At 40.7% G+C, this 12,645-nt stretch carries 14 protein-coding genes; 2 read left to right on the forward strand and 12 right to left on the reverse strand.

Translation table 11 applies throughout. The features are described 5' to 3' along the window. Positions 1 to 179 precede the first annotated feature (179 nt). Complete coding sequence (locus Ga0466249_RS20630; protein WP_215831384.1) at positions 180 to 1,070, reverse strand: branched-chain amino acid ABC transporter permease; 891 nt, start codon at positions 1,068 to 1,070, stop codon at positions 180 to 182. 91 nt (positions 1,071 to 1,161) lie between these two features. After that, positions 1,162 to 2,328 carry an ABC transporter substrate-binding protein gene (locus Ga0466249_RS20635; protein ID WP_215831385.1) on the reverse strand — a complete coding sequence of 389 codons (1,167 nt, stop codon included), beginning with the start codon at positions 2,326 to 2,328 and terminating at the stop codon, positions 1,162 to 1,164. 227 nt (positions 2,329 to 2,555) lie between these two features. On the opposite strand from Ga0466249_RS20635, the gene yyaC reads away from it, so the two are divergent. After that, on the forward strand, positions 2,556 to 3,173 hold the full coding sequence (gene yyaC, locus Ga0466249_RS20640; protein ID WP_215831386.1) for a spore protease YyaC: 618 nt from the start codon (positions 2,556 to 2,558) through the stop codon (positions 3,171 to 3,173). Between the two features lie 20 nt (positions 3,174 to 3,193). On the opposite strand, the gene Ga0466249_RS20645 is transcribed toward yyaC, so the two are convergent. The 10 genes from Ga0466249_RS20645 to Ga0466249_RS20690 form a co-directional block, all read right to left on the reverse strand. Next, entirely contained in the window at positions 3,194 to 3,430 is a 237-nt protein-coding gene (locus Ga0466249_RS20645; RefSeq protein WP_215831387.1) for a YkuS family protein, read from the reverse strand. Positions 3,431 to 3,473: 43 nt separating this feature from the next. Then, a complete protein-coding gene (locus Ga0466249_RS20650; protein WP_215831388.1) occupies positions 3,474 to 3,713 on the reverse strand; it encodes a YkuS family protein in 240 nt (79 codons plus the stop codon). 74 nt (positions 3,714 to 3,787) lie between these two features. Continuing rightward, positions 3,788 to 4,711, reverse strand: coding sequence for a M23 family metallopeptidase (locus Ga0466249_RS20655; protein ID WP_215831389.1), 924 nt, complete (start codon positions 4,709 to 4,711; stop codon positions 3,788 to 3,790). 138 nt (positions 4,712 to 4,849) lie between these two features. Next, positions 4,850 to 5,353 (reverse strand): DUF4446 family protein, encoded by a 504-nt coding sequence (locus tag Ga0466249_RS20660; protein WP_215831390.1) that lies wholly within the window; start codon positions 5,351 to 5,353, stop codon positions 4,850 to 4,852. 22 nt (positions 5,354 to 5,375) lie between these two features. Continuing rightward, positions 5,376 to 6,059 (reverse strand): DUF554 domain-containing protein, encoded by a 684-nt coding sequence (locus tag Ga0466249_RS20665; RefSeq protein WP_215831391.1) that lies wholly within the window; start codon positions 6,057 to 6,059, stop codon positions 5,376 to 5,378. Further along, the gene (locus Ga0466249_RS20670) at positions 6,056 to 7,207 is read right to left on the reverse strand and encodes an aminotransferase class V-fold PLP-dependent enzyme (RefSeq protein WP_215831392.1); all 1,152 of its coding nucleotides are present in this window, start codon (positions 7,205 to 7,207) and stop codon (positions 6,056 to 6,058) included. Before Ga0466249_RS20670 ends, Ga0466249_RS20665 begins: the two co-directional genes overlap by 4 nt. After that, a complete protein-coding gene (gene hydF, locus Ga0466249_RS20675) occupies positions 7,207 to 8,439 on the reverse strand; it encodes a [FeFe] hydrogenase H-cluster maturation GTPase HydF (RefSeq protein ID WP_215831393.1) in 1,233 nt (410 codons plus the stop codon). The genes Ga0466249_RS20670 and hydF overlap by 1 nt, the downstream gene beginning before the upstream one ends. Before the next feature lie 2 nt (positions 8,440 to 8,441). Next, a complete protein-coding gene (locus Ga0466249_RS20680; protein ID WP_215831394.1) occupies positions 8,442 to 9,845 on the reverse strand; it encodes an aspartate ammonia-lyase in 1,404 nt (467 codons plus the stop codon). A gap of 32 nt (positions 9,846 to 9,877) precedes the next feature. Further along, positions 9,878 to 10,786 (reverse strand): ParB/RepB/Spo0J family partition protein, encoded by a 909-nt coding sequence (locus Ga0466249_RS20685; protein ID WP_215831395.1) that lies wholly within the window; start codon positions 10,784 to 10,786, stop codon positions 9,878 to 9,880. After that, entirely contained in the window at positions 10,776 to 11,546 is a 771-nt protein-coding gene (locus Ga0466249_RS20690; protein WP_312889812.1) for a ParA family protein, read from the reverse strand. Before Ga0466249_RS20690 ends, Ga0466249_RS20685 begins: the two co-directional genes overlap by 11 nt. Before the next feature lie 423 nt (positions 11,547 to 11,969). Between Ga0466249_RS20690 and Ga0466249_RS20695 the strand changes: the two genes are divergently transcribed. Beyond that, the gene (locus Ga0466249_RS20695) at positions 11,970 to 12,644 is read left to right on the forward strand and encodes a vitamin B12 dependent-methionine synthase activation domain-containing protein (protein WP_215831397.1); all 675 of its coding nucleotides are present in this window, start codon (positions 11,970 to 11,972) and stop codon (positions 12,642 to 12,644) included. The last annotated feature ends 1 nt before the right edge of the window (position 12,645 follow it).

The raw sequence follows: 12,645 nt of genomic DNA on the forward strand, positions 1-12,645 counted from the left end.
CTTGTTACAAGAATAATATTAATACAGATTAATACAATATTGAGCTGCCAAAAGGGTCCAATAACATCGAATTCAATGAGTCCTTGGACAAAAACGTATAGGGCAGCGCAACAAGCAAGTAAAATAAGATCGTTTTTGTTTTTCGAATTTTTCTCACTTATACTACTCATCACTATCACCTACACTTTCTCTCTTACATTTTTACCAAGCAGACCCGATGGTTTAAATAATAAGATAATAATCAAAATACCGAAAGCAGCCGCATCGCGGAAGGTAGAGGAAATAAAGCCACTCACAAGGGCCTCAATGACCCCGAGAATGACACCGCCGGCCATGGCGCCGGGAATCACGCCAATTCCGCCGAGTACAGCCGCAATAAAGGCTTTTAAGCCAGGCATAATGCCCATCAGAGGATCAATAGAGTTGTAGTAAACCCCGACAAGGACGCCGGCAGCTCCGGCTAAGGCACTGCCCACACCGAAGGTAAAGGAGATCACGGTGTTTACATTAATCCCCATCAACATGGCTGCATCTGTATCAAAAGAAACGGCTCGCATGGCCTTGCCTAGTTTCGTTTTTTGAACTAAATAAGTTAAAAGAACCATGAGAACAACGGAAACTGCCAAGATTAAGACTTGCTGACTATTAATGACAAGGGGTCCTATATTATAGACAGTAGCAGTAAAAATAGCGGGAAAAGTCCGGGGCTGCGGTGTAAGGAGCAAAATACCGCCATATTCGAGGAGCAAGGAGACACCAATAGCCGTAATTAAGATGGCTATTTTCGGTGCACTTCGGAGCGGTCGATAGGCAACGCGTTCAATAAGCATCCCAACCAGTCCTGTCATCACCATGGCGATGATGAGGGCTGGAAAAAAGCCGACATGAAGCAGCGTTGTTGAAAAAAAACCAACATAGGCACCAACCATATAAATATCACCATGAGCAAAATTAATCAGTCTCATAATGCCGTACACCATCGTGTAACCGAGTGCGATGAGTGCATAGATGCTACCTAATGAAATTCCGTTGATTAACTGTTGTACAAATTGTTGCAGTAGTGAATCCATACGCCCTTCCCTCCAATCATATTATATACGGAAAATAAAGGATAAGGCTCAAGCCTTATCCCTTTTTTATTTTATCATAGGTTATTACTAATCAGGGATTAATTTTTTCTTTAAATGTTTGCTTACCATCCTTCATCTCAATAATAACAGCGCTTTTAATAGGATTATGACTTGCATCCAAACTGATAATGCCTGTTACGAGAGGTAACTCTTTAATTTGCGCTAAAGCATCTTTGATCTTCGCTGGTTCAGCACTGCCAGCGCGCTTGATAGCATCGACAAGCATCATGGCACCATCATAGGCCAGCGCAGCAAAGGCATCAGGCGTTTGATGATATTCTTGCTGATAATCAGCAATAAATTGAACTACTTTTGGATCTTTATCTTCTACTGAGTAATGATTGCTAAAATAAGTATTATTTAGTGCGTCTTTACCAGCAATATCTACTAGTTTTGGCGAATCCCAACCATCTCCACCTACGATAGGCACAGTAATCCCCAGTTCACGCGCTTGTTTTACGATTTTACCTACTTCTTCATAATAGCCAGGTACATAAATAACTTCTGGATTTAAAGCTTTTATTTTTGTTAATGTGGCTTTAAAGTCCTGATCTTTTTGCAAAAAAGCCTCTTTAGATAAAATTTGTCCACCACTATTTATAAAAGTCTCTTCGAAAAACTGATCTAGCCCCTTGGAATAGTCCGAACTACTATCTACATAAACTACAGCTGTTTTAGATTTTAACGTTTTTGTTACAAAATTCGCCATCACGATGCCCTGGAAGGGATCAATAAAACAAGAACGGAAAATATAATCGTTTACTTTTCCATTACTACCAACAGTCACTTGCGGATTTGTTGATGTAGGCGTCAACATAGGAATTTTATTGTCTGTAGCAATAGGCACGGCAGCCAAAGTACTAGAACTGGCTACAGCCCCCATTAAGGCCACAACCTTATCTTGCGTAATTAGCTTTGTAGCCTCATTTGCTGATTCAGAAGGTTCTGATTTATTATCAGCAACAATAAAATTGATTTGCTTTCCTAAGACGCCGCCATTTGCATTGACTTGTTTAAAAGCCAACTTTGCACCATTCGACACAGACTGTCCGTAAGAAGCAGCTCCGCCTGTTAAATCAAAATTGCCACCAATTTTAATATCCTTGGAATCTGCTGCTGTACTACAGCCAGCAACCATGCTTGCAAACATGGCTAAACCAACTGCCAAACAGGTAAATCTACTTTTACCCTTTCCCATAATTACCCTCCCTCTAATCATTACAACATTACAATATAGATATTCTTTGTATTTTCTATATAAATTTTTGTACTTCCTTTCAATTATAATTTTGCATGAATCAGATGTCAATAGTGTATTGTTGTATACCGAGTCACCATGGAAACCCCTGATTTGTGATTTTTCAGTATAGAATGGATCGATTTGATTCATAATACTGTTAAAATCTTACGACAGGAGCATATTTCATGTTAAATCCGTTTTTTTCGAGCGATTCTTCCCTAGAGCTAAAGCTAAATATGAATCATCCTCAAACAATTTTTCAAATCAGCCGTCAAATTGAATGTTTCGCCTTACAGGCCCATGAATCAAGCTTAGATATTGTCATTGTTTGTATTGGTACCGACCGCTCAACAGGAGATGCCTTAGGCCCCTTAACAGGTGCCAAACTGCAATTACTGGCCCAGAAACATCCCGTGTTTGGCACATTAGATGATCCTGTACATGCCACAAACTTAGTCACTACGCTTGAGCTGATTCATGAGAAAATTCCCCATTCCTTTATTATTGCTGTTGATGCTTGTCTTGGTAAATTAGCCAGTGTGGGCTCAGTAACAATTGGACAAGGTGCTTTAAAACCCGGTGCTGCCGTTAGCAAAGAATTGCCTTCTGTGGGGGATGCTCATATTACAGGCATTGTCAATGTGGGAGGCTTTATGGAACACCTCGTATTACAAAGTACCCGTCTCAGCATCGTCATGAAAATGGCTGATATCATTGCGAACGGCATTGCCTTGGGATTACGAAAAATAACACCACCTCCTTTATATGTGGGCCCCTACCTAGCAGAAAGACAGGCAAGATGACTCGCCTGCCTTTCTGTCTGTTACAGTTTTTCTAGTTCCTCCAGCACTTCCTGAGTTGTCTTTCCTGCTGCATTAATAACAGGAACTTCTGTTACCGTTTCTTGCATGTTCAGAAAATTGCTGTCCAACCCGCTGACAACGATAGCATCTACATCGTCTACTTCTTCAGCTTCCAGTGTGACAACTTCATAGCCTTCCGTTTCCAAGGCGGTGCAGATATTCGACAAAGTACTTTCGACTGCTATGATGCCCTGCAAAATCATCACCTCCGCGAGTCTGTCTCTCGAGCCAGATAACGACTTAACAAAATGGCTCCTGGAGACGTTCCACCACTTGTTCCTTCGTAAGATTTGTCGCATTTACCAGGAAAGTAACATCACTATTAACCCTTTGCGTCAGCGGTTTTGAGAGAGGAAGACCAGAAAAAACAACAGCTTGCACAGGACGAACACATTTTTCCATGTCAATGACTTCGTAACCACATGTGCTCAAGTGGGCTTTAATATCATCAAGACCTGTTTCAACAGTTACCTTGAACATAAAAAGCACCTCCTGTAGTTCACTGCAATATTAGTGTCTACAAGAGATGCTCTTTTATTCCTGGTGATTATTACTCATAAAAAGGTCATGGGGTCGACAGCCGTACCATTTACGCGAATTTCATAATGAGTATGTGGACCTGTACTCAGACCTGTGCTGCCCATTTCCGAAATAATATCGCCTTTTTTTACTGTTTGCCCCACTTGTACCAGAAGGGCTTGATTGTGTCCATAAAAACTAACAATTCCATAACCGTGATCTACTTGAATTAAGTTTCCGTAACCATTATACCAACCAGCAAAAACAACAACACCATCTGCTGTAGCATGAACAGGTGTACCATAATTATTGGCAATATCAATGCCTGGATGAAAGTCACTTCCACCGCCAAAAGGCGAACTACGATAACCAAAAGGCGAAGTCACTTCGCCTTCAACAGGCCATATGGAAGGAGTACAAGCGAGACGCGCATTTTTTTCATTAATGCGCGTTTTAATTTCTAATAAGCTTTGTTCACGCGTTTGTATAGCCGCCTGTAATTCACTTAGCTGTTGTTCAACATTTTGTATTTTCTCGGGTGCTGAAGGGCCCCCTTGCCCTTTAAACAAAGTATTATGAAGGCCACTACCCGACCGCGACGTTTGTTGTGTTTCATCTGTATTGAGTAGCCGCCTAAGATCAGCATCAAGAGCATTTAACCGGTTCATATTATCTTGCATTTGTGCCGTTTTCTGCTCTAACTTCGTTAATTCTTGCGTTTGAGCCGCATTGACTTGTTGCAACCGTGCATATTCCGCTTGCTCCTGATTGTCATGAGGTGCAGTATAATGAAAATATACTAAGGCACCAAGGGAATACAAAAATACACCTACGAAACCAATAACCCCAACCATGAGGTGCTGAGCAGAAACTTTGATCTGTCTTATTGGCTGCCCACGATTAGACGACACAGTAAAACAACATTCCTGTTGTTTCAATTGAGAAAGTTTAATTTTCATTCCTTCACCACCTGTATTAAAAAAATACAATTTAACTTTATTATATTTCGCAGTATTTAAATAAAATCCTGCTTGATTTTTTTATTTTATATGACTAAAGGCCCACTTAACTGAGTGGGCCTTTAAGATAATTCGCATTCATTTATTTTTGGCCTGAGCAAGAGCGGCTTTTTCTTCGTCCGATAAAAAATAGCTTGATTGTCCATTAGCAATGGGCTTGGCATAAACACGCGATTCACTCCTGCCAAAAATACTGGATAACACCAATCCATTGCTCTGTTCGTCAAGAAAAGCTATGGCAAAACTTAAATCACTGCCTGTATCTTCAAAAGCATTAAAACGAACAATTCCCACTTTTTTTATATTTGTCAAACTCTCTTCTTTAATCGTCTGACATACCTGTTCAAGATGATCCACTTTTTTTACAACTCCATGAACTTCATCAATATGAGTCATAAGCAATCTCTCCAGGTTTAGCCCCTCCGAGCCAGCCATTAACTTTCGATACCTTTTAGTCAGCTTGGATAACTTGATATTAATCTGAATAAAAACAATAAGAGCTAAAAAGATACCCCCTGTTAAACCTAAAATCATCCACTCCAAATTACTAGTAATAAAGGAGGCAATCATCTGTATATCCATCTTATTTTCGCACCTTTCTATTTTAAACTGGCCAGAATAGCGTAATAAAAATGGCCATCGGGAGAGCAGGTAACCAATTAGCCACTTTAATTTTCTTAAAATCAAACATGACCAGACTGATTCCAATAATCATAAGTCCTCCAACAGCCGTCATCTCCCGAATGACAGCCTCTGATAAATAGGGGCTAACGAAACTGGCAAGTAATGTAATGCCCCCTTGATAAATCAAGATGGGTAACGTTGATAAAGCCACTCCGATACCCATTGTTGCCGTAAAAACAATAGAGGCTATGCCATCAAGTATACTTTTTGCGTATAATGTCGATGCATCCCCTGTTAAACCATCTTGCAGCGCCCCCACAACAGCCATCGCGCCAACACAAAATACTAAACTTGTCGTAACAAAAGCCTGCCCAATATTCGATGAATTTTCTGTTCCTACACGATTCGTGAGCCATTTACCAAAATTATTTAATCTTTCATCAATATTAAGTGCCTCACCAATCATGGTACCACTAATGAGACTCAGAATGACAATCAGCACATTCTGTGTTTTCAGTGCCATCTGCGCACCGATAAGAAAAACAGCTAAAGCAAGTACTTGCATCACACTTGTACGATATTTTACAGATATTCCTTGTTTTAACACAAGACCAACAAATGTACCACCCAGTACTGCTGCAACATTGACTAGTGTACCCCTCATACGTAAAAATCCTCCCTGCTAATTGCATCAACAGCCCCAATCGTCGCTCTAATCTCGCTGTCAGTCGTAAAATAACCCGGACTGAACCTGACGGCACCAGACTGCAAGGTACCAAGTACCTGATGCGCCCATGGAGAGCAATGCAGTCCTGAGCGACAAATAATATGATACTCTTTTTCCAACAAATAGCCAACAAGTGAACTATCCTTTCCTCCTATAACAAAAGATACGACAGATGTATGGGGACCTTTGCTTTCGCCTAATAATTGAACACCTGAAATCGATGCCAAGCCTTCCCTTAATTTTCGGCTTAAAAGCTGTTCCTTATGGTAAATAGCAGCAACGCCTTGCGCTAAAACACTCTGGACTCCTGCAGCAAGTCCGGCAATACCGGGCATATTTTGCGTGCCACTTTCCAAGCGATCAGGATAAAATCCAGGCTGTTCTTCCGATTCGGACTGACTTCCTGTTCCGCCAAAGCGCAGAGGCTGTAGTTCTATTTCAGGAGCAACATATAATCCCCCCGTACCCTGAGGCCCCAATAAACCCTTATGCCCACTAAAAGCCAATAAATCAATGTCTAGCTTGCTAGCGTCAATAGGATAACTTCCCGCTGTTTGTGCCGCGTCAACAAGAACCAAACAATGCGCTGAATGAGCTACCTCAATAATTTCTTCAAGCGATACAATCTGTCCAGTCACATTTGAAGCATGACTCAATACAAGCAATTTGGCACCCCGTATTTTTTCTTGTAAATCTGTCTTATCAATAATTCCTGTACTTGTGCAGCGAACAACACGAAGGATGACCCCTTTTTCCCTCAGTACACACAAGGGGCGTACAACAGAATTATGTTCCATAGCTGTCGTAACGACAACGTCACCGGAGCCAAGCAAGCCAAACAAGGCAGTATTGATGGCATCTGTGGCATTCAACGTAAATGAAATGTGGTCAATGAAATTTAAGTGAAATAATTCACCTAGATTTTTTCTTGCTTCAAGTAACACTTTATTCGCTTCTAAGGCTAAATTATGACTGCCTCGACCCGCGCTGCCACCCATACGAAGAGCCTGATCAGCAGCCAAATAAACACTTTCCGGTTTAGGCCAACTCGTTGCACCATTATCAAGATAAATAGAAGGCACCATTACTCCATGCCTTCTTCATAAATTAACTGTGCCAAAGGGAAAGGACTTAAGGCTTTAGATAAAATACCATTCACATGAGCAATAAGAACACCATAATTTACTATGGGAATATTTTGTTCATGTGCGAGTGCCAGACGGGACAGCATTTCACGCCTGTTGAGCATACATGCGCCACAATGAACAATTAATTGATAAGATGATAAATCACTAGGAAAATCGCCGCCTGCGACCCAGTCAAATTCAAGTTCACCGCCCACAATCTGCCGCAGCCACCGTGGAATTTTCACATGCCCAATATCGTCAGCCTGACGATGATGCGTACACCCTTCGGCAATTAAAATTCTATCACCAATTTTCAGTTCGTCAATGCGCCGCGCTCCTGCAACAAGAGAATTTAAATCGCCTTTGTGTCGCGCAAAAAGAATCGAGAAAGACGTCAACTCAACTCCTTGTGGCGTATCAGCAGCAACTTTTAAAAATTCCTGCGAATCCGTCACAATCAATTTAGGCGGAACTTTCAAATTATCGAGAGCGGCCCGTAATTCCCGTTCTTTCACAACAATACAAAAAGCATCATGATCAAGTAAATCACGAATGGTCTGCACTTGCGGTAAAATTAGCCGCCCCTTGGGTGCGGCCAAATCAATGGGCACGACAAGTACAACTGTATCCCCACCTGTTACAAGATCGCCAATAACAGGCAATCCTTCCCAGTCGGTAGGTGCCTCTTTAATAATGACTTGCTTTAATTGTTCAATTCCTTGCTTATTTATGGCACTAACAGTAACAAAGGTTCCACCGAGGTCCTGTTCCCAAGCCTGCCGTTCTTTTTCTGTCAGGTTATGAAGATCACTTTTATTGGCCACAACAATAGCAGGAATTTTTTTTGAGCGAAATGTCTGGAGTAAGCTCTTTTCTTCATTCGTAATTCCTTGCACAACATCGATAACAAGCAACACCAAATCGGCCTTAGCCAAAACATGCAGACTTTTTTCCACCCGTTTGACACCCAATTCACCTTCGTCATCAATACCTGCCGTATCAATCATCATGACAGGTCCAATAGGTAATATTTCCATAGCCTTATATACAGGATCAGTTGTTGTCCCTGGTACAGGTGATACAAGAGCAATATCTTGATTCGTCAGAGCATTAATTAAACTTGATTTTCCAGCATTCCGGCGTCCAAATAGAGCAATATGCAAACGTGAACCTTTCGGTGCTTCATTCATTCTTATTTCCTCTTTCTATTTGCATGTGACATGGGACGAGTCATTCTTTCGGGCTGTAATATTTCAGCTAGTTCGCTTGGCGATAGGTATCCGCTTTGCTGAGCTATTTGAAGCACTGATTTGTGTTCAGCAAATGCTTGATGGGCAATGGCACTTGCTGCATCATAGCCAATTGCAGGAACTAGGGCCGTAGCAACTGCCAGACTTTGTTGTAACTGATCATGACAAGCTTGAGCATTCGCTGTGATACCTTGAATACATTTCTCTGTAAACAACGTCACTGTACGCTTAAGCAACGAGATATTTCCCAATAAATGATGCGCAATGAGCGGCAAAAATGCATTTAATTCGAGTTGTCCTGACTGAGCCGCCAAACTAATGGCCACATCACTTGAAATGACCTGAAAGGCCACCTGATTAACTGCTTCAGGAAGTACGGGATTTACTTTGCCAGGCATAATAGATGAACCAGCCTGAAGTTCGGGTAAATTGATTTCCCCCAAGCCGCAGCGCGGACCTGAGGACATTAACCGCAAGTCATGAGCAATTTTCCCTAAATTAACAGCCAGCGTTTTAATAAGGCCTGATACTTCAACAAAGACATCAGCATTTTGTGTGGCATCAATCATATCTTCAGCTCTAGCAAGTCCGATTTTAGCTGCTAAAGCTAGTTTCTCATTCACAAGATAAATATATTTGCGTTCAGCATTGAGACCTGTCCCAATAGCTGTTCCACCTAAATTTACTTGGCGCAACCTCTCCTCTACCTTATAAATTCGCCAACGATCTCGTGCAATTGCTTGAGCATAAGCACCAAATTCCTGACCAAGCATAATAGGTACCGCATCTTGTAATTCTGTACGACCAATTTTAATAATTTGTGCAAACTCTGCTTCTTTTTTTTGCAATGCTTCCTGTAAGAAGGCACAGGCTTCACTTAAATCTTTTAGCAGCCAAATAGCCGCTACCTTAAGTGCTGTAGGATAAACATCATTCGTTGATTGATGCTTATTTACATCATTAATCGGATGAATTACATCATAACAGCCTCTGTCATAACCTAATATTTCCAAGGCCCGATTGGCCAATACTTCATTCATATTCATATTTGTTGACGTCCCTGCTCCCCCTTGCAGAGCATCAAGGGAAAATTGATCGCGCCACTGACCCTGGATGACTTCTTGCGCCGCTTGGCAAATAGCTTGAGCTTTTTTACTGTCAAGCAAATTCAATTCACTATTCGCTTGGGCACAGCAATATTTAATCATGGCTAAGGCTTTAATTAAATCAGGATGAACGGGCACTCTGCTTAAATCAAAGTTTTCATGAGCCCGCGCAGTATGAATTCCATAATAACAATCATCAGCAATGCTTTTCTTACCAAGCACATCCTGTTCTTGTCTCATTCTATCCCCCTCTGTGTTTCACGTGAAACAAATTACACAACAAAGGTTGTTTGTGGTGCAACTGTTGCTGCTGCTTCTTTTTGCTGAAATAATTCTAATAATCGTTCCAAATCATCAGGTGAATAATATTCAATTTCAATTTTACTTTTTAATTTTCCTGGCTTAATTTTGACTTGCGTACCTAACAATAATTTTAGCTTATCTTCCACTTCGATGAAAAAGTATTCTTTTTGCTCCTGATCCTCTCTTTGCTTAGCAATCTGTTCAGGAAGTTTATGATTAAGAGCTAGTTTTCTTACAAGTTCCTCTACATCACGAGCCGATAAATCATTCTCAATAATCATTTCAAGAGCTTTTAACTGCAATTCTGTACTCTCCAGTGTTAATAGCGGACGAGCCTGTCCCATGGAAATTGTTCCACGTGAAACATGATCACGAATTTCCTCAGGTAAATTGAGAAGACGCACCATATTGGCAATAAGTGAACGGCTGCGGCCAATTTTTTGAGAAACTTCTTCTTGTGTCAAACCAAACTCATGCATTAGACGGCGGTAGGCCTGGCCTTCTTCAATAGGATTTAAATTTTCCCGTTGCAGATTCTCAATCAAGGCAATCTCCGTCATTTCACCGTCTGTATAATCTTTAACTATCGCAGGTATAACATGAAGGCCCGCTAGCTGCGCTGCTCGCCATCTTCTTTCTCCAGCAACAAGTTCATAGCCAGACAGGGTTTGCCGTACAACAACAGGCTGTAATACACCATATTGTTTAATGGATAAAGCAAGTTCACTTAACGCTTCCTCATCAAATACTCGGCGAGGTTGAAAAGGATTGGCCACAATTTTTACAATATCAATTTCAGGAACAGCCTCTCGATGTTCATCTGTCGATATAGGTATTAATGCCTCAATTCCTCGTCCCAAACCGTGTTTATTCATCATCAACCACCTCTTTCGCTAAATCACAATATACTTCCGCTCCCCTAGAATGACTATCATATAAAATAACGGGTTTACCATGACTCGGTGCTTCACTTAATCGAATATTACGGGGTATAATGGTTTGATAAACTTTATGACGAAAATGTTTTTTCACTTCATCAACAACTTGAATCGATAAATTTGTGCGCGCATCAAACATGGTCAATAATACACCTTCCAACGTTAACGCCGGATTCAAGTTTTTCTGAACAAGTGAAACTGTATTCATGAGCTGCGTCACACCCTCAAGGGCATAAAATTCACATTGAATAGGAACTAACACAGAATTTGCCGCAGTTAATGAATTAATGGTAAGCAATCCTAATGAAGGCGGACAATCAATAATTACGTAATCAAACTGAAACTTCACTTTATCTAAAATCCGTTTTAATTTTGTTTCGCGTGACATAACTGTGACAAGCTCAATTTCAGCACCAGCTAGTTGAATCGTAGCAGGGATGAGTTTTAAATTTTCAAGTTCCGTAGAAATCACAAGCTGATCCGGTTCTACGTCATTCACAAGGGCATCATAAATAGAATATTTCATGGTGGCTTTATTATGACCCAAACCACTTGTAGAATTTCCTTGGGGGTCTAAATCAACAAGCAATATTTTTTTACCTAAATCAGCTAAACATGCACTTAAATTAACAGCCGTTGTTGTCTTGCCAACGCCGCCCTTTTGATTTGCAATGGCAATTACCTTAACCAAAATGTTCACCTCATATTTTTTAAACAATAATCTAATCACTCATTCCACAAAGAAAGATCAATTTCCTGCCCCCCAGAGCTAAAAGGGAAGTGCAATAAGTGATAGGCTTCGACCCGATTTGACTATGCCAATAACAAAATGGTGTTAAACATTGGCCAGATGAAATAATAAAACTGCCATTAATAGAAATAAAAGTCGAAAAGTACGTTATTTGGTTTACATAATATAAAATGTAATTATTAATAACTTTATAATATTAGTAAACTTATCCCACAGAACATCGCTAGAGAACAATAAATTTGAGAATAAGATAAAGATTGCATCATATATAGGGATAAACACAAACGGCGTAGAATGAATAAGTAAAATACTGTTTTTCTTGACAAGATGACAAGTTCATGTTACTTTTTAGCAAAAACCGGGTGAATAAACATGCCTTTATACAATGGACAGTTACTCAATGTCTCTTATGATGAAACAAAACGTTATGCTGGAATTAAATCTAAGGATCATTTCCCAGAATCGTCCATCCAAAATGCTCTGCTTGAAGCACAATTACTTGCCAAACCACAAGGGGTCTATGAAATTTATTCCTATAATGAGCTCAACCAACTCATTCAATCTACGCCGCCCCTACACTTACTTGGAAGCAGCATCACGAAACACCTGGCAAATTGCAGCTATGCAGCCATAATAGCTGTCACCATTGGTGAACAAGTCGAAACCACCATTACAAATCATTTTTCAACAGGAAATTATACGGCGGGGTTACTCCTTGATGCAGCAGCCACAGCAACTGTCGAAAGTATCGCCGATCAAGTGAACCATCTTATTGACTCTCTCGCTGCTAAAGAAGGCTACGCAACAACTTGGCGATTTAGTCCTGGCTATGGCAACTGGAATATTACGATTCAACGAGACCTACTAACGGCCCTACATGCAGAAGCCATTGGTCTTACTGCCACAGAATCGTTCATGTTACAACCACGTAAGTCCATTACTGCCGCCATTGGCCTTCGCTCTAAAGAGCGCTGTCAAAACGTTATGCCTCAACCCCCTTGCGCTACATGTGCACAAAAAAACTGTCTTGCCCGAAAGGAGATTTAAT

It is taken from the genome of Pelorhabdus rhamnosifermentans (assembly GCF_018835585.1).
GTDB classification, from domain to species: Bacteria; Bacillota; Negativicutes; order UMGS1260; family UMGS1260; genus Pelorhabdus; species Pelorhabdus rhamnosifermentans.

What these genes read in the sequence shown, in the direction of transcription:
- Ga0466249_RS20630 (WP_215831384.1), bottom strand. Translation starts at nt 1,070, where the DNA reads ATGGATTCACTACTGCAACAATTTGTACAACAGTTAATCAACGGAATT.
- Ga0466249_RS20635 (WP_215831385.1), bottom strand. Translation starts at nt 2,328, where the DNA reads ATGGGAAAGGGTAAAAGTAGATTTACCTGTTTGGCAGTTGGTTTAGCC.
- yyaC (WP_215831386.1), top strand. Translation starts at nt 2,556, where the DNA reads ATGTTAAATCCGTTTTTTTCGAGCGATTCTTCCCTAGAGCTAAAGCTA.
- Ga0466249_RS20650 (WP_215831388.1), bottom strand. Translation starts at nt 3,713, where the DNA reads ATGTTCAAGGTAACTGTTGAAACAGGTCTTGATGATATTAAAGCCCAC.
- Ga0466249_RS20655 (WP_215831389.1), bottom strand. Translation starts at nt 4,711, where the DNA reads ATGAAAATTAAACTTTCTCAATTGAAACAACAGGAATGTTGTTTTACT.
- Ga0466249_RS20660 (WP_215831390.1), bottom strand. Translation starts at nt 5,353, where the DNA reads ATGGATATACAGATGATTGCCTCCTTTATTACTAGTAATTTGGAGTGG.
- Ga0466249_RS20665 (WP_215831391.1), bottom strand. Translation starts at nt 6,059, where the DNA reads ATGAGGGGTACACTAGTCAATGTTGCAGCAGTACTGGGTGGTACATTT.
- Ga0466249_RS20670 (WP_215831392.1), bottom strand. Translation starts at nt 7,207, where the DNA reads ATGGTGCCTTCTATTTATCTTGATAATGGTGCAACGAGTTGGCCTAAA.
- hydF (WP_215831393.1), bottom strand. Translation starts at nt 8,439, where the DNA reads ATGAATGAAGCACCGAAAGGTTCACGTTTGCATATTGCTCTATTTGGA.
- Ga0466249_RS20680 (WP_215831394.1), bottom strand. Translation starts at nt 9,845, where the DNA reads ATGAGACAAGAACAGGATGTGCTTGGTAAGAAAAGCATTGCTGATGAT.
- Ga0466249_RS20685 (WP_215831395.1), bottom strand. Translation starts at nt 10,786, where the DNA reads ATGATGAATAAACACGGTTTGGGACGAGGAATTGAGGCATTAATACCT.
- Ga0466249_RS20695 (WP_215831397.1), top strand. Translation starts at nt 11,970, where the DNA reads ATGCCTTTATACAATGGACAGTTACTCAATGTCTCTTATGATGAAACA.